This is a genomic window from Stakelama pacifica (genome assembly GCF_004361835.1).
Lineage (GTDB): Bacteria > Pseudomonadota > Alphaproteobacteria > Sphingomonadales > Sphingomonadaceae > Sphingomonas > Sphingomonas pacifica.
Map to the genome: position 1 here is coordinate 139145 of NZ_SNWD01000001.1, position 16408 is coordinate 155552.

Here is a 16408-nt window from a genome sequence, read left to right on the forward strand (position 1 = left end):
TGGCGGTCGCGGCGGACCGGCGCGGGCCTACCCGCCGCCGGTCCGTCCGATCAGCCGCCATAGCGCTGTTTCAGCATGGCAAAGGCAGCCCGCAGGCCATAGGCATCGCCGCCCTTGGGCCGTCCCGGCTTCGCATTCGGGCGCCAGGCGAAAACATCCAGATGCGCCCATTGCACCGTGTCGGGAACGAAGCGGCGGAGGAACAATGCCGCCGTGACTGCGCCGGCAAAGCCGCCCTCGGGGGCGTTGACCATGTCGGCGATGTCCGATTTCAGCATCTCGTCATAACCGTCCCATAGCGGCATCCGCCACAGCGGATCGCTCTCCTCATCCGCTGCTTTCAGCAAAGCCGCGGCAAGCGGGTCATCGTTCGCAAAGGTCGCGGGCAGATCGGGGCCGAGCGCGACCCGCGCCGCGCCGGTCAGCGTTGCGAAATCAAGGATCAGCTCCGGCTCGCCTTCACCCGCTTTGGTGAGCGCATCGCCAAGGATCAGCCGCCCCTCGGCATCGGTATTGGTGTTTTCGACCGTGAGCCCCTTGCGGGTCTGGAGCACGTCGCCGGGCCGGAACGCTTCGCCCGAAACCGAATTTTCCACTGCCGGGATCAGCAGGTGCAGCCGCACCGGGAGCTTCTCCGCCATGATCAGCCCGGCGAGCGCCAGCGCATGGGCAGCGCCGCCCATATCCTTTTTCATCAGCTTCATCGACGAGCCGGTCTTGATATCGAGCCCGCCGGTGTCGAAGCAGACGCCCTTGCCGACGATCGCGATTCGCGGATGCGCTGCATCGCCCCATTCGAGTTCGATCAGCCGGGGTTCGCGTCCCGGCGCAGCAGCCTTTCCGACCGCATGGATCATCGGATAGCCTTTGGAGAGGCTCTCGCCCGAAGTAACGGTCAGCGTCGCGCCGCGTTCGACGCTCAGCGCCTTCACCGCCGCCTCAAGCTCGGCGGGGCCGTGATCGCCCGCCGGGGTGTTCACCAGATCGCGCACCTGCGCGGTGGCTTCGGCAAGCCGCACCATGGCGTCGATCCGCGCCGGTTCGCCGGTGAGCAGCACGCGCGGCCCCGCTTTGCCCGCTTCCTCGTGATAGCGTTCGAAGCGATATTGGCCGGTCATCCAGCCGAGCATTGCCTTGCCCGGTTCCTTGCCCTCGACGCGATAGGTGCCCTCGGGCAGCGTTTCGGCGAGCCGGGCAAGGCACCAGGGCGACAGGTCATCGACATTAGCCACCACCGTCACCACCGACCAGTCGCCGGGCCGCTCGCCCGGCAGGATCGCGCTCGCATAGCTGGTGGGACGCAATCTCTGTGCCTCGACCGCGACGCGGTGCCGCTGCGGCTGAATACCGAGCCAGCTTTCGAACGTCGCCTTGTCCACCAGATGGATGGGGTGCGCGGGCTGGCCGCGATCGGGGAGAAGCAGCGAGGCAAAATCGGTCATAGCTGCAATCTAGGCGCTGTCGGTTCACCCGGCAAACGCGAAGAATAATATTTATGATCTTGGGAACCCGTGGCGTCGCGCCGCCGTTCGTCGCGGCAAAGCATCGTTCTATCCGCTGCAGCGGAACCGACCGGAGACATTCATGACCGCTTCCCGCCTGACCGCCAAAGGTTCACCGAGTATCGCGGGATGGATTGTCGGTCTCATCATCGCGCTGATCGGCGTGGTGCTGGGGTTCGGCGGCGCATGGCTGGCGGTGCTGGGCGGATCGATCTATTATTTCCTTACCGGTGTCGCGATGCTGCTCGCCGGTTTCTGGCTGGTGCGCGGGCGGATGATCGGCGGCTGGGTGTATCTCGGCATTGTGGCGCTCACCATCCTCTGGTCCTTCTGGGAAGTCGGCGGCGATGCGTGGGCGCATGTCCCGCGCGACGTTGCCCCGCTGGTGCTGGCGGTTGCGGTGGTGCTGACCATGGCGACGCTGACCGCGCGTGCAGCACGCTGGCGCTATGCGGGCATCGGCGTCGCTGCGATCCTTATCTTCATGGCGGGTGAATTTACCATTCTTGGCACCAGCGGTCCCGACGGTCTGCTGGCCGCGATGCCTGCACCGTCGGGGCAGGGGATGAGCGATCCTTCCGAAGGGCAGGTCGGTGCCGACTGGCCCGCTTATGGCGGCACCAATGCCGCGCGCCGCTATTCGCCGCTCGCTCAGATCAATGCTGCGAATGTCGGCAAGCTGAAGCGCGTCTGGGTGGCGCATACCGGCGATCTTCCCGAAAATATGGCCGATAATAAATATGGTGCTGAGACGACCCCGCTGAAGATCGGCGACCGGTTGTTCCTGTGTTCGGCGACGAACAAGATGCTGGCGCTCGATGCTGCCACCGGAAAGACGATCTGGACCTATGATCCCAAGGTCGGCCAGAACTGGATTCCCTATACCGCTGCGTGCCGCGGCGTTGCTTATTATCGCAACCCGGCGGCGCAGCCAGGGGCGCTTTGCGCCGAGCGGGTGATCGAGGGCACGCTCGACGGGCGGCTGATCGCAGTCGATACACGGACCGGACGGCCATGCCCCGATTTCGGGCAGAACGGCTCGGTCGACATCAAAAAGGGCATGGGCGAGGTCGTTCCCGGCATGGTCGCGATCTCTGCGGTGCCGACCATCGTGGACGGCGTGGTCGTGACGGGGCACGAAGTGCTCGATGGCCAGAATGCGAAGGCGCCGTCGGGTGTCATTCAGGGTTTCGATGCCGTCACGGGCAAGCTCGACTGGGCGTGGGACATGACTCACCCAGACTGGACCGGCTATCCGCCCGAGGGCCAGACCTGGACGCGCGGCTCGCCCAATAGCTGGACGACCTTTTCCGGCGATAATGCGCTTGGTCTCGTCTATGTCCCGATGGGCAATGCGGGCGTCGATTATGTCAGCAGCTATCGCACCAAGCCGATGACCGAATTTTCCTCGGCACTGGTCGCCATCGATGTGAAGACCGGCAAGCCGCGCTGGAAATTCCAGCCGGTGAAGAAAGATGTGTGGGACTATGATCTCGGCGCGCAGGGGACGCTGGTCGACTGGCCCGTCGGATCGTCGGGCGGCGGCAAGGTTCCGGCGATCATCCTGCCTTCGAAACAGGGCGATATCTTCGTCCTCGACCGCCGCACCGGCAAGCCGCTCACCCCGGTTGCCCAGTATCACGCGCCGCAGGGCGGCGTCGAACCGGCCGAACGGGCGAAGCTGCAACCGGTGTCCGGATGGCATACGCTGCGCAAAGCGCCGCTTACCGAGCGCGATATGTGGGGCATGTCCCCCATCGATCAGATGGTGTGCCGGATCAATTTCAAACGGGCGAGCTATAAGGGCTATCTGACCCCGCCGACCGTCGACCGGCATTTCATCGAATATCCCGGCTATAATGGCGGCACCGACTGGGGCGGGATTGCGGTTGATCCGCTGCGCGGCGTCATCATCGCCAATTATAACGACATGCCCAATTACGATAAGCTGCTGACCCGCGAAGAAGTGAATGAGCGCGGCCTGAAGCCCCGCGGTGCCGGACCGAGCAAGGGCGGAGCAGGCGAAGCAGGGCCGCAGGTCAACACCCCCTATGGCATTGACGTCAATGCAGGGTGGCAGATGCCGACGGGTCTGCTGTGCAAGGAACCTCCTTATGGCGGCATTCGCGCGATCGATATGCGCACCGGCAAGACGATCTGGGACCATCCGCTGGGCGAAGCGCGCAATAACGGCCCGTTCGGCATCCCCTCGCATCTGCCGATCACGATCGGCACGCCGAACAACGGCGGTACGGTAGTGACGGCAGGCGGTATCGCTTTCGTTGCCGCGACCACGGACGACCTGATCCGTGCCGTCGATATGCAGACCGGCAAGGTACTTTGGGAAGATACGCTTCCCGGCGGCGGTCAGGCAACGCCGATGACCTATCAGATCGACGGCCGCCAATATCTGGTCATCATGGCGGGCGGGCACCATTTCATGAAGACGAAGGTCAGCGACGCGCTGGTCGCTTATGCGCTTCCCGGCTGAGCGGAAGCGCGCCATTTGAAAAAAAGGCCCGGCGGATCGACTTCGCCGGGCCTTCTTCATTGCGGTTTCGCCGGGGATCAGCCCGCGGGCATCACCAGATATTGTTCGAACTTCCCCTCGCTGCCCGGCTCGGCATAGGTGACGAGCAGCAGCTTCTGATCGGGATAGCTGATCCGGTAATTGCGGTTCACATAGCCGCCGCGAAGTCGCGGGCCGCCGAGCGCCTCAAAGCTTTGCGGCTTGCCGAGCGGACCCAGGCTCGATCCGTAATCGCCGACTGCCTCTTTGGTGAAATAATAATCCGCATCCTTGGTCAGCATCGACCGGTCGACCTTGCCCGACTGCAACTCAGCGTAAAGTTTTTTGGCAAGATCGAGCCGATGCGCCTCAAGCGCAGCATCGCCGCTCGCGGGGAGCAGCAGGTCCATTACCTCGCCGGTGATCGTATCGGTCGCGCGGCCGAAATCGGCATTGTCGAGTGCTACGACCGCGAATTTCTCATCCGGGATCACGGTATTGCTCGACAGGAACCCGACCGCCTCGCCGCCATGGCTGACGACTTTGTGCCCGTCGCGCTCACCGATCGACACGCCAAGGCCGTAATGCGTCGAATCACCGTTGGTCAGGCGCACCGGCGTTTCCTGCGCTTCCCAGTCGGAGGCGGGAAGCAGCGCACGGTTCATCCGGGCAATGTCCCATCGGGCAAGGTCGCTGGCGCTCATCGACAATTCGCCCGCCGCCCAGAGCCAGCCGCGCCCCGGCGCTGCTTCGGGCCGCACGGGGCCGAGCGCATAGCGGTGATAGCCGGTCGGAAAGCCCGGCCCATAGGCATCGTCCTGATTGACCGGATGCATGTCGAGCGGCTGAAAGATGTTCTTGCGCAGGAATGTCATCAGGTCCTCGCCCGACACCTTTTCGATGATCATCCCGGCAACGACATAGCCGGTATTCGAATATTGCCACTGCGTACCCGGTGCGAAATCGAGCGGCTTTTTCGCCCATTGATCGACGATCTGCTGCGGCGTTACGTCATGGCTCATCTGTTCGGGGCTGTAATCCTGCGGCCAGTAATCCTGAATCCCCGATGTGTGGCTCAGCAGCTGGCGCAGCGTGATCTTGTCGCCATCGGTAATGCCGGGAAGATATTTGGAGACATGGTCATCAAGGCTGAGCTTGCCCTGATCCTCCAGCAACAGCATCGCGGCGGCGGTGAATTGCTTCGATACCGACGCGATCTGATAGCGGGTGTCGGCGCTCGTCCGCTTAACATCCGGCCCCTGATTGCCATAGGCTTTTGCGTACACAATCCTGCCGCCCTGCACGATCGCGATCGAGGCGGACGGCACCTTGCTCGATGCCAGCGCATCGGCGACGATCTTGTCGATCTTTGTTTGCTGATCGGCGGTGAGCGCCTGAGCCAGCGCGGGAAGGGGGGCGAGGGCGAGCAGAGTCGCGGCGATACGCGCACTTTTGCGCGCGGCGGGGAGGAGATGTGCGGTCATGCCCCGCATCATGCAAAGCATGCGCGGTCATGGCAAGACGGCGGCTATCGCGCCAGCCGGTCGATCAGCGCGGCAGCGGCGGCATCGACCTGCTCCCACGTGGTTTCGAACCCTTCCGGCCCGCCATAATAAGGATCGGCCACCGGCCGCCCTTCGAGCCGCGGAACCATGTCGAGCAACAGGCCGAGATGCGCCTCATGATGCTGCGGCGCGATCCGGCTCAGCCCCTCGAGATTGTCCTCGTCCAGCGCAAAAATATGAGTGAAGCGGCTAAAATCCGCTGCCGACACCTGCCGCCCGCGCAAAGCGGAAATATCGACCCCATGGCGAAGCGCAGTTTCCTGCGCGCGCGCATCGGGCGGTTCGCCGACATGCCAGCCGCCGGTTCCGGCTGAATCGATGACGATATCCAGCCCCGCCACCTTCGCCCGGTGGCGAAGTGCGCCTTCGGCCATGGGCGAGCGGCAGATATTGCCGAGACAGACGAACAGAATGGCGGGCGTTTCGGACATGGGAAAGCGATAGCGGATCGGGTCAGCAGGTCAAAGCGCGATGCTTAAACGAGGAAGGGCTGTTTGCATCGAGCGCTTCGGCCAGCCACCACCCGTTTGCACTGAGCTTGTCGAAGTGCTGCACTTCTTCTTCGAGAGCCGCAGAAGGAAATACGGTGCTTCGACAAGTTCAGCACCAACGGTTCCGGCTGAGGCTCAGCACCGACGGTTTGGGTTAGTATCCCACCGGCGCTCCGAACAGATCATGTTCATCGGCATCCTCGATCGCGACGCGAACGATATCGCCCTCGGTCAGATGGCCCGCATCGCGCAGATGCACTTCGCCGTCGATTTCCGGGGCATCCGCCTGACTGCGCCCGGAAGCGCCGCCGGTCTCGCTATCCACCACGTCGATAATGACTTCCAGCGTGCGGCCGATCTTCGCCTGAAGCTTCGCCGCCGAAATCGCCGCGGTCTTTTCCATCAGCCGCGCATAGCGCTCTTCCTTGATCTCCTCCGGCACGGCACCGGGAAGGTCGTTCGCGGCCGCACCCTCGACGGGTTCGAACCGGAACGCACCGACCCGGTCGAGCTGCGCCTCGTCGAGCCAGTCCATCAGATACTGGAAATCCTCCTCGGTCTCGCCGGGAAAGCCGACGACGAAGGTCGAACGGATCGCAATATCGGGGCAGATCTCGCGCCATTGTTTCAGCCGTCCGAGAACCTTCGCATCATTGGCCGGGCGCTTCATCGCCTTCAGCACATCGCGCGAAGCATGCTGGAACGGAATGTCGAGATAGGGGAGCACCAGACCCTCGGCCATCAGCGGGATGACGCTATCGACATGGGGGTAGGGATAGACATAGTGCAGCCGCACCCATGGCGCGATCTTGCCCAGTTCGCGGGCCAGGTCGGTCATGTGCGGCACGACTTCGCTGCCCTTCCACTGGCGCGGCTCCTTGCGGATATCGATGCCGTACGCGCTGGTATCCTGACTGATGACCAGCAATTCCTTCGTGCCCGCAGCGACCAGCTTCTCCGCCTCGCGCAGGATCGCATCGGGGCGGCGGCTGACCAGATCGCCGCGAAGTGCCGGAATGATGCAAAACGCGCAGCGATGATTGCAGCCCTCTGAAATCTTCAGATAGCTGTAATGGCGCGGCGTAAGCTTCAGTCCGCTATCGGGGACGAGGTTCAGATAGGCGCTGGGCGGCATCGGCGCTGCGGTATGCACGGCGCCGACCACCTCTTCATATTGATGCGCGCCGGTGATCGCGAGCACGTCAGGGAAGCGGGTGCGGATAACCTCCGCCTCTTTGCCCATGCAGCCCGTGACGATAACGCGGCCATTTTCGGCCATTGCCTCACCGATCGCCTCAAGGCTCTCCTCTTTCGCGGAATCGAGAAAGCCGCAGGTGTTGACGAGAACGACGTCCGCGCCGGAATAATCGCCCGACAGCTGATAGCCGTCGGAGCGGAGCTTGGTCAGGATCCGTTCGCTGTCGACCAGATTCTTGGGACAGCCGAGCGAAACCATCCCCACCTTGGGGGCCTCGGGAAGTTTGGTTGCCATGGGTGGCGAGGCACATAGCGATTTCTTCGCAAAAATCCAGTGGCGTTCGAATAGCCACTGCCGTCATTGCGAATCCGGCCTAGGGCCGGGTGAAGCAATCCAGAGCGTCACGCGCGCCGCTGGATTGCCGCGTCGCTTCGCTCCTCGCAATGACGACGCGTGACCGGTTCGCGCTTTGCCCTAAAGCGAATCGCGGAACAGGAAGAATGCACCGCCCGCGATCAGGGCGAACCCGATCGCATGGTTTATCGTAAAACGCTGCCCAAGATAGGTCACCGTGAAGATCGCGAAGATGCTCAGCGTGATGACTTCCTGAATCGCCTTTAACTGCGGTGCCGAATAGACTGAGCTGCCGATCCGGTTCGCCGGAACCGCGAAGCAATATTCGAGCAGGGCGATGCCCCAGCTCACCAATATAATCGCGATCAGCGGGCGGTCCTTGAACTTCAGATGGCCATACCATGCGAACGTCATGAAGACGTTGGAAATGCACAGCAGCAAAATGGGTGCGACGCGCGGCGAAATGAGGTTCATGGCAATGGCTTCGGGCGGAGCGGGTGCTTCGTCAAGCTGGTCGTGTGCGCCGCACCACCTCGACGATCAGGTCGCCGGGTTGCAGCGCCTCGCATTCGGGATCAGTAAAGCCATAGGGCTTGCCGTCGCGATAGATGCGCATGCCCAGCCCGGTGGCGATCGCGGCAAGCGGCTTGCCCACTTCCTGCGCCGTCACCGCGCGTTCGTTCAGCGCGACGCTGCCGCGCACCGAGGCGAGGTCGGTGATATAATTGGCGATATGGCGGCTGCCGGACGAATTGGCGAGGAGGAGCCCGGCAAAGCTCACCGGATTGATGACCGTGGTCGCGCCTGCCTGCCGGGCGGGAAGTTCATTGTCCTCGGCCTTCACGATCACGCTGACCGGCAGCTTTTCGGCGAGATGGCGCGCGGTCAGCGTGATCAGGATCGAGGTGTCGTCGCGCCCCGCCGCCACGATCATTGCACTCGCCCGCGACAGCTTTACGTCCTCCAGCGTGGCATCGCGCGTCGCATCGCCCTGCAGCACGTTGCAGCCCAGCGCTTCGGCACGGGCCGCCGCATCGCCATCGCATTCGATCACCACGATCTGCCGTGGATCGGTGCCGCGCGCGATCAGCTCGTCGACCGCCTCGCTTCCCGTCGTGCCGAACCCGGCGACGACGACATGATCTTGCAGGTTCCGCTGGATCAGCGACATGCGCCATTTCTCCCAGGTGCGCTTGAGGACGAAATTATAGGCGCTGCCGAGGAACAGCAGCACCGCGAACACGCGGATCGGGGTGACGACCAGCGCGTCGAACATCCGCGCCCGCTCGGTCACCGGAGCGATATCACCATAGCCGGTCGTGGTGATTGAGATCATCGTGAAATAGATGACGTCGAGAAAGCTGACATTCCCGTCATAGGAATCGCGCAGCCCCTCGCGATCGAACCAGTGCACCGCCACGGCAAGGCCGAGCAGCGACAGCACCCCCAAAGTCCGCCAGCCGATCGACAGCCAGACCGGCATCGACGATTTGCGCTTCAGCGTCGCGGGGGTGCGCACATTCGACATGATGGCTCTAACCGCCTGCGGTCAGCCGCTCCAGCCCGCCCAGATAGGGGCGCAGCGCTTCGGGCACCGCGACCGATCCGTCGGCCTGCTGATAATTTTCGACGACCGCCACCAGTGTCCGGCCGACCGCCAGCCCCGATCCGTTCAGCGTATGGACGAAACGCGTCTGCTTCTCGCCCTCGGTGCGGAAGCGGGCGTTCATTCGCCGCGCCTGAAAGTCGGTGCAGGTCGAACAGCTCGAAATCTCGCGATAGCGATCCTGCCCCGGCAACCAGACTTCGAGGTCATAGGTGCGGGCCGCCGAAAAGCCCATATCGCCGGTGCACAGCTTCATCCGGCGGAAGGGCAGGCCGAGCTTCGTCAATATGCCCTCGGCGCAACCGGTCATCCGCTCATGCTCGTCTTCGGACGTTTCGGGCGCGGTGATCGACACCATCTCGACCTTTTCGAACTGGTGCTGGCGGATCAGGCCGCGCGTATCTCGCCCCGCTGCGCCTGCTTCGGAGCGGAAACAGGGGGTGAGCGCGCAGAAGCGCAGCGGCAGCGCCTCGGCAGGTAAAATCCGGTCGCGAACGATATTGGTGAGGCTCACCTCGGCGGTCGGGATCAGCCAGCGGTCATCGGTCGTGCGGAACAGGTCTTCGGCGAATTTGGGAAGCTGGCCGGTACCGAATGCCGCATCGTCGCGCACGAGCAGCGGCGGCACCACCTGCTCATAGCCATGCTCGTCCGCCAGCGTGTCGAGCATGAACTGCCCCAGCGCGCGGTGCAGCCGTGCCATGGCTCCCCGGATCAGCGTGAAGCGCGCGCCCGCAATCGCCGCACCGGTTTCGAAATCCAGTCCCAGCGCAGGACCGATCGCGTCATGCTCTTTCGCATCGAAATCGAACGCGGCGGGTTCGCCATGCGTCGCGACAAGCTGATTATCGTCCTCATCGGCGCCGTCGGGCACATCGGCGAGCGGCAGATTGGGAATGGCGGCGAGCCGGGCGTTCAGCGCCTCGGTCAGTTCGCGATCCTCCGCCTCCAGCCGGGGCAGCCGCTCCTTCAGCTCCGATACCTCGGCCATCAGCGCCTGCGCCTTGTCCTCATCGCGCTGTGCCTTGGCAGCACCAATGGCTTTCGATGCTTCGTTGCGCCGGGCCTGACCCGTCTGCAATTCGGTGATGACCGCGCGGCGCTTTTCGTCCAGCGCGATCAGCGTTTCGGCAAGCGGTTCCGCGCCGCGACGGGCAAGGGCTGCGTCGAACGCTTCGGGATTTTCGCGGATGGTTCGGATGTCGTGCATGACGACAGGCTATGGCGGCGGCGCGGCCGGTGCGCAACCCGGCAGGCATGCGCGCGTTGATGGTGCAGACAAAAACGATCCAAGGAGAAAGCGATATGCGGATTCCCCATGATGCCTTTGTGGTTATCGCCGATGGGCGCAAGATGCTGTTTCTACGCAATGAGGGCGATACGGAGCACCCGAACCTCGTCGTGGAGCGCAAACGGACTCAGGATAATCCGCCCGATCGCGAACAGTCGACCGACGCGCCGGGGCGCAGCTTTTCCAGCGTCAGTCAGGGGCGCAGCGCGTATGAAGAAACCGATTTTCACCAGCTGGAGGAAGACCGTTTCGCCGCGGAAACCGCCGAGCTTCTGAAAAAGCGCGCGCTGCAGAATGATTTCGAATCGCTGATCATCGCCGCACCGCCCCGGACGCTGGGCGAGTTGCGCAAACATTATCACAAGGAGGTTGAGCAGCGGCTGTCAGGCGAGATCGACAAGGATCTTACCGGGCATCCGATCGGAGATATTGAGAAGATTCTGACCGACAGCTGATTCGCGGTTTCGATCCGCATGAAGGAAGACCGTCGCGCGGCAGGTGCCGCGCGGCGGTCTTGCTCTGTCAGGCTCAGCCGCGCAGAGCGGTTTTTCGCATGAACCTTTTGCGAAACGGTCGACGCGCGATAAGGACGAGCGCGGCAGCGCCGAATAATAACGTCGTCGGCGGCGCAGGGACCGGTTTGGGATTTCCACCCGGATCACCACCCGGTGTTCCCGGCGTGCCGCCACCGCCACCGCCACCGCCACCGCCATTGCCCCCGCTGGTGCCGTTTCCGCCGCCGCTGCCGTCGCCGCCACCTGTGCCGCTGCCGCTACCATTGCCGCCGCCCGCGCCGCCGCCGCTACCGTTGCCGCCCCCCGTGCCGCTTCCGCTTCCGCTTCCGCTACCGTTGCCGCCACCGGCTCCGTTGCCGTTGTTTCCGCCAGAGGTTCCCGAAGGCACGACGACCACCGAACTGCCATATCCCCCGACGCTGCCGATCCCGCCCGAAAAGCCGGTGTTTCGATAGCGGGGCGCATCGCGATCATTCGTGATGTCGGGCGCATCATGAGCCTCGATGGGCTGATAGCCGGTTGGGGGAAGCGCCACGTCGTTGCTGGCAATTTGTACGGGCGCCGGGTCGCACGGCACCCCGGCACGCTGGACCAGCTTGCCCGGATTGCGCAACAGACGCTTGCCCGCAGGCATCAGCTTGGCATATTCCTCCGGAGCGCGGGTCTTGGTAACTTTTTTGACCGCGATATGCTGGGATTGCGGCGCGTCGATCGCATGAACCGCCCCGCCGCCGATAACAGCGCCTCCCAAGGTGCAGGCCGCCATACGGGCCATGTTCAGTTTGATAGACATCCGCTCATCTTTATACATCGTGACGCAAGAGGGTTCGCTGCGCAGACCGCATCGACACGACCTTGCCACATGCTGCAAAACAAAGTGTTAAACGTGCACGATGCTATCATCCTGACACCGCTCCGCCAATGTAAACCCCGTCGTTCATATGGCTGATGCAGCGTTTTACGTCCCGCATTCGCACAAAATCACCGGTTCTTTTCTATAATGGATATCATGCATCCGGGCAGGCGAGCGGCGACGCCGTCCCGACGTGCGGATCGTGCCGGATCTCCGGTTCGCAATGGCAGCGGCTTTCAAGGGAAATTCGCTGCTTGTGAAGGGGCATCGGCCCAAGTATATGCGCCGCGGGCAAAAGTGATCCGCTGGTGCCCGGGAATGGGGCCCGGATCGGATTGGAGAGCTGTATGGCAACGGTTTTGGGCGAACGCGGAAAATCTGCGAAACCCGCATCAACACAAGACGCGCCGACGGATGGTGATGACGGCTATCGGCCCAGCGCCGACGAGCCGTTCATGAATCCCCGGCAGCTGGAATATTTCCGCAACAAGCTGCTGGCGTGGAAAGACGCCATCTATCGCGAAGCACAGGACACCTTGTCGCAGCTTCAGTCGGATTCGCTGCGCGAGTCGGACCTGACCGATCGCGCGTCGAGCGAGACCGACTGGTCGATCGAACTTCGCACCCGCGATCGCCAGCGCAAGCTGATCGCAAAGATCGATGCGGCGATTCGCCGGATCGAGGAAGGCGAATATGGCTATTGCGAAGTGACCGGCGAACCGATTTCGCTCGGGCGGCTGGAGGCGCGGCCGATCGCGACGATGACGGTGGAAGCGCAGGAGCGGCACGAGCGCAACGAGCGCGTCTCGCGTGAAGACTGAAAGCTGCACATTAAGGCTTTTGGTTACGATTATCGCGCTATACTATCGTCCCTACGTTATTTCATGTTCGGGCGTTTAGATGGATAAGATATCGGGCGATCCCTATGCGGACCTGACGCAGGAGGATTTCACGCAGAAGCGCAGTTCGGTGCGCGACAGTTTGCTGCTCCGTGCGAGCATGCGTCATGAAGCGCTTTCCGAGCCGGTTCAGGTTCGCGTGCGCAATCTGTCAGCGGGCGGATTGATGGCCGAATATCCGGTGGAACTCGATACCGGCACGGTGGTCGAAATCGATGTTCGCGGGATCGGTTGGGTACGCGGGAGCGTGGCATGGGCAACCGACGGGCGCATCGGAATTGCATTCGATCATGACATCGACCCGAAAGCTGCTCGTAAACCGGTGGGCGGCGGCGAGCATACGCCAAGCTATGTCCGGCCGCCCCTGCGCCGCTTTTGATCTGCGGCGCGGGGGAAACCGCTTTGGGCGAACGCGCCGTTACAGACGCGACATTTCCTCTTTCACCCGCAATTTCTGGCGTTTCAATTCGGCGATCAGAAGCTGATCCGGCATCGGGCGGTGCGATTCGTCGGAGATTCGACGATCAAGAACCGAATGCTTGGTCTCGAGTGACGAAAAATGCGGATTGTGCATCATGAAATTCCCTCCTTCGTCCAGTTGGGAGAAGGAGTAAATCACGTTCCTGGATAAAAGTCGCGCGGGAAAATCGAGTGGCGCGACAGGCCGTGCAGAAACGGGTTCGGGGCGCAAGGAAAGGGCGGGCAGGCATGACAGACAGCGAATTGCGCGAACGACTGGCGCAACTGCGGATCGAGCACCGTGATCTTGATGCCGCGATTGAGGCGATCGCTTCTTCCGCTTCGCCCGATCAGCTTCGCATCGCCAGGCTGAAACGTCAGAAATTGCGCCTTCGCGACGATATCGCGGCAATTGAGGATCGAATCGTTCCGGATATCATTGCCTGATCCCTGCGGTGTCGGTTCGGCCAGTGATCCGCTGTGGGACAGTCCTGAATTCACCCCGTTTTTCCGTTCCGAAATGACCCGGGTTCTGCCAGACTGGCACCTATGAAGGAACCTGCGCCGACCGTTCGTATCGATAACCATCTGATCAATTCGCTCTATACCGATGCGATGCTTCTGGCCGATGAAGCGCGTGCCTATTTCGACGAGATAGGACGGCAGGATCAGAGAGGCCTCGATCCGATGGCCCGCGTTTCCTTTTCGTGCGAATCGCTGAAGGTCACCACGCGGCTGATGCACATCATTGCCTGGTTGCTCGCTCGTCGGGCGGTTCTGGCGGGCGATCTTACCGAGCAGGATGCGCTTGCCCCGTCGCGCCGCCTCGGCCCCGGTCCGGTCAGCGATGGCGAGGCGGTCGCGCGGATGCCCGATGCAGCGCAGGCGCTGGTTCAGGCGAGCATTGACCTGCACCGCCGCGTGGCGCTTCAGGATGCGGCGCTCGCCACGGCGCCGGAGGCCGCGCCCTCGAACATCAGCCCGGCCCGGGCGATGCTGGACCGGCTGTCGGGCGCTTTCTGACCACGTCGACGGGTCCGGCTAATCGCGAAAGCAGACAGTTCAGCCGGTGATCCGCTGTTTCGCCGCGTCATATTCGCGCTGCAGCCGCGCGACCATATCGGCGACCGGCGCGACCTTGTCGACCAGCCCGATCCCCTGACCCGCGCCCCATATGTCCCGCCAGGCCTTTTTGTCCGAATTGCCGCCCGACCCGAAGTTCATCTTGCTCGGATCGCTTTCGGGAAGATTGTCGGGGTCGAGGCCCGCCCGCTCGATCGAGGCGCGCAGATAATTGCCGTGTACGCCAGTGAACAAATTGGTGTAGACGATGTCGTCGGCATGGCCGTCGACAATGCCCTGTTTGTAATCGGGCGCTGCATTGGCTTCTTCGGCGGCGATGAACACCGATCCCATATAAGCAAGGTCGGCGCCCATGGCCTGCGCCGCCAGCACCGCGCCGCCATTGCCGATCGCGCCTGACAGGATGATCGGCCCGTCGAACCAGCTGCGCACTTCCTGTACAAAGGCGAGGGGGTTCAGCTTGCCCGCATGGCCGCCTGCGCCCGCGGCGACGAGGATCAGGCCGTCCGCGCCCTTTTCGACGGCCTTATGCGCGAACGTGTCGTTAATGACATCGTGCAGCGTGATGCCGCCCCAGCCATGCACCGCCTGATTGACTTCCTCGCGTGCGCCCAGCGAGGTGATGACGATCGGCACCTGCCATTTGGCGCAGGTCTCCATATCGGCGTCGAGCCGGTCGTTCGAACGATGGACGATCTGATTGACCGCAAAGGGCGCTGCCGGCCGGTCGGGATTGTCGCGGTTCCACTGCGCCAGTTCCTCGGTGATCCGGTGCAGCCATTCGTCGAGCTGGCTTTGCGGCCGCGCGTTCAGCGCCGGGAAGGATCCGACGATCCCCGCCTTGCACTGAGCGATGACGAGTTCCGGGCCCGACACGATAAACATCGGCGAGGCGATGACCGGCAGGCGGAGCGAGCGGAAAATCTCTGGAAGTGCCATGATGCGTTTCTGACCGAAACCTATCCCCCTGTCCAGCGCCCTGGAACGGTTTGCGATCTGATTGCACCAGATCGACCGCTCCGGATTAATGCTGAACGGTCAGGCGATTCGGCCTGACTGGAGAATGCCCTAATCGACGCGCTTCAGGCCCTTTGCGCAAACCGCTGCTTTTTCGACATAATGCGCCGCTGATATTTTCAGCATCGCGATAGCATTGTCGTCGAGCGTCCGTACCGCGCGCGCCGGGCTGCCGATGATGAGGCTGCCGGGATCGAAGGTCTTGCCTTCGGTCACCAGTGCGCCTGCGCCGATGATGCAGTTTTCGGGTATCACCGCGCGGTTGAGGATGATCGCCCCCATGCCGACCAGCACCCGGTCGTGAAGCGTGCAGCCGTGCAGGATCGCGTGATGGCCGATCGTGCAATCCTCGCCCAGCGTCAGCGGCACGCCCGCGTCCGAATGCAGCATCGCCCCTTCCTGAATATTTGTCCGTGCGCCGATTACCATCGGCGTATTGTCGCCCCGGATACAGGCACCGAACCACACACTTGCCTGTTCACGCAAACGGACATCGCCGATCAGGTCCGCACTCGGGGCAACCCATGCGCCGCTGCCAAGCGTGGGGCGCTGTCCATCGAGTTCGTATAGCGGCATGGTCGTCTTCTCCTGATGTCGGTTGCATCCTCGCGAGCCGGCGGGAGCCTGGCAAGCTGCACCTGCCAAATAAAACGCATTGTATTTCAACGGCACGGCACCTTTTGCCGCGCGGCGCATTGTCTGGATGAGGCCGATTGCATCGATCGGAAGGGGAAAGGCCACGAGACGATGACTCAGAGCGACTTGTTGGAACAGCGTATCCGAGACCGCGCCTATGCCATCTGGCAGGAAGAAGGCGAACCCTCCGGCCGTGCTGAGGAGCATTGGGCGAAGGCCCGCGCGGAACTGATGCCTGCTAAGCCGTCCAAAGCAGCGGGGGCAAAAAAGCCGAAAGCACCATCGGAGCCGAAGAGCGCGCCGAAAAAGGCAGCGACCGGCAAGGCGACTGCGAAGAAGCCTGCGGCCAAACCCAAGGCCGCACCGAAAACCCGGGCTCGAAAAAGCGCGCCGTCCTATCCGTGATCCGAAACGCCTTCGCCTTTGACTG

Annotated in this window: 18 protein-coding genes; 7 read left to right on the forward strand and 11 right to left on the reverse strand. The window is 62.9% G+C overall.

The window, feature by feature from the left end:
- Positions 1 to 50: 50 nt before the first annotated feature.
- Positions 51 to 1442 carry a leucyl aminopeptidase family protein gene (locus EV664_RS00590; RefSeq protein WP_133493764.1) on the reverse strand — a complete coding sequence of 464 codons (1392 nt, stop codon included), beginning with the start codon at positions 1440 to 1442 and terminating at the stop codon, positions 51 to 53.
- A 142-nt stretch (positions 1443 to 1584) separates the two neighbouring features.
- Here EV664_RS00590 and EV664_RS00595 point away from each other — a divergent pair, with 142 nt between their 5' ends.
- Positions 1585 to 3993 carry a membrane-bound PQQ-dependent dehydrogenase, glucose/quinate/shikimate family gene (locus tag EV664_RS00595; protein WP_133493765.1) on the forward strand — a complete coding sequence of 803 codons (2409 nt, stop codon included), beginning with the start codon at positions 1585 to 1587 and terminating at the stop codon, positions 3991 to 3993.
- A 77-nt stretch (positions 3994 to 4070) separates the two neighbouring features.
- On the opposite strand, the gene EV664_RS00600 is transcribed toward EV664_RS00595, so the two are convergent.
- From EV664_RS00600 to serS, 6 genes are all read right to left on the reverse strand, one after another.
- Positions 4071 to 5495, reverse strand: coding sequence for a serine hydrolase domain-containing protein (locus EV664_RS00600; protein ID WP_133493766.1), 1425 nt, complete (start codon positions 5493 to 5495; stop codon positions 4071 to 4073).
- 44 nt (positions 5496 to 5539) lie between these two features.
- On the reverse strand, positions 5540 to 6007 hold the full coding sequence (locus tag EV664_RS00605) for a low molecular weight protein-tyrosine-phosphatase (protein ID WP_133493767.1): 468 nt from the start codon (positions 6005 to 6007) through the stop codon (positions 5540 to 5542).
- A 214-nt stretch (positions 6008 to 6221) separates the two neighbouring features.
- The gene (gene rimO, locus EV664_RS00610) at positions 6222 to 7559 is read right to left on the reverse strand and encodes a 30S ribosomal protein S12 methylthiotransferase RimO (RefSeq protein WP_133493768.1); all 1338 of its coding nucleotides are present in this window, start codon (positions 7557 to 7559) and stop codon (positions 6222 to 6224) included.
- Between the two features lie 180 nt (positions 7560 to 7739).
- Entirely contained in the window at positions 7740 to 8093 is a 354-nt protein-coding gene (locus tag EV664_RS00615) for a DMT family protein (RefSeq protein WP_211338435.1), read from the reverse strand.
- A 31-nt stretch (positions 8094 to 8124) separates the two neighbouring features.
- Entirely contained in the window at positions 8125 to 9147 is a 1023-nt protein-coding gene (locus EV664_RS00620; protein WP_133493769.1) for a potassium channel family protein, read from the reverse strand.
- A 7-nt stretch (positions 9148 to 9154) separates the two neighbouring features.
- Positions 9155 to 10435: a serine--tRNA ligase gene (serS, locus tag EV664_RS00625; RefSeq protein WP_133493770.1), complete on the reverse strand. Its 1281-nt coding sequence runs from the start codon at positions 10433 to 10435 to the stop codon at positions 9155 to 9157.
- A gap of 95 nt (positions 10436 to 10530) precedes the next feature.
- On the opposite strand from serS, the gene EV664_RS00630 reads away from it, so the two are divergent.
- A complete protein-coding gene (locus tag EV664_RS00630) occupies positions 10531 to 10971 on the forward strand; it encodes a host attachment family protein (protein WP_133493771.1) in 441 nt (146 codons plus the stop codon).
- Positions 10972 to 11044: 73 nt separating this feature from the next.
- Here the strand turns inward: EV664_RS00630 and EV664_RS19370 are convergent, their stop codons facing one another.
- The gene (locus tag EV664_RS19370; RefSeq protein WP_133493772.1) at positions 11045 to 11824 is read right to left on the reverse strand and encodes a hypothetical protein; all 780 of its coding nucleotides are present in this window, start codon (positions 11822 to 11824) and stop codon (positions 11045 to 11047) included.
- Between the two features lie 407 nt (positions 11825 to 12231).
- Here EV664_RS19370 and dksA point away from each other — a divergent pair, with 407 nt between their 5' ends.
- Positions 12232 to 12705 carry an RNA polymerase-binding protein DksA gene (gene dksA / locus EV664_RS00640; protein WP_133493773.1) on the forward strand — a complete coding sequence of 158 codons (474 nt, stop codon included), beginning with the start codon at positions 12232 to 12234 and terminating at the stop codon, positions 12703 to 12705.
- Positions 12706 to 12784: 79 nt separating this feature from the next.
- A complete protein-coding gene (locus EV664_RS00645; protein ID WP_133493774.1) occupies positions 12785 to 13162 on the forward strand; it encodes a PilZ domain-containing protein in 378 nt (125 codons plus the stop codon).
- A 39-nt stretch (positions 13163 to 13201) separates the two neighbouring features.
- Here EV664_RS00645 and EV664_RS00650 read toward each other — a convergent pair whose 3' ends face one another.
- Entirely contained in the window at positions 13202 to 13357 is a 156-nt protein-coding gene (locus EV664_RS00650) for a YdcH family protein (protein ID WP_133494185.1), read from the reverse strand.
- Positions 13358 to 13491: 134 nt separating this feature from the next.
- Between EV664_RS00650 and EV664_RS00655 the strand changes: the two genes are divergently transcribed.
- On the forward strand, positions 13492 to 13689 hold the full coding sequence (locus tag EV664_RS00655) for a YdcH family protein (protein ID WP_133493775.1): 198 nt from the start codon (positions 13492 to 13494) through the stop codon (positions 13687 to 13689).
- Positions 13690 to 13791: 102 nt separating this feature from the next.
- Positions 13792 to 14265 carry a DUF1465 family protein gene (locus EV664_RS00660; protein WP_133493776.1) on the forward strand — a complete coding sequence of 158 codons (474 nt, stop codon included), beginning with the start codon at positions 13792 to 13794 and terminating at the stop codon, positions 14263 to 14265.
- A 39-nt stretch (positions 14266 to 14304) separates the two neighbouring features.
- Here the strand turns inward: EV664_RS00660 and EV664_RS00665 are convergent, their stop codons facing one another.
- Both EV664_RS00665 and EV664_RS00670 read right to left on the reverse strand, forming a co-directional pair.
- Positions 14305 to 15264 (reverse strand): NAD(P)H-dependent flavin oxidoreductase, encoded by a 960-nt coding sequence (locus tag EV664_RS00665; protein ID WP_133493777.1) that lies wholly within the window; start codon positions 15262 to 15264, stop codon positions 14305 to 14307.
- 129 nt (positions 15265 to 15393) lie between these two features.
- Positions 15394 to 15918, reverse strand: coding sequence for a gamma carbonic anhydrase family protein (locus EV664_RS00670; RefSeq protein WP_133493778.1), 525 nt, complete (start codon positions 15916 to 15918; stop codon positions 15394 to 15396).
- A gap of 15 nt (positions 15919 to 15933) precedes the next feature.
- On the opposite strand from EV664_RS00670, the gene EV664_RS00675 reads away from it, so the two are divergent.
- Positions 15934 to 16383, forward strand: coding sequence for a DUF2934 domain-containing protein (locus EV664_RS00675; protein ID WP_211338436.1), 450 nt, complete (start codon positions 15934 to 15936; stop codon positions 16381 to 16383).
- Positions 16384 to 16408 lie beyond the last annotated feature (25 nt).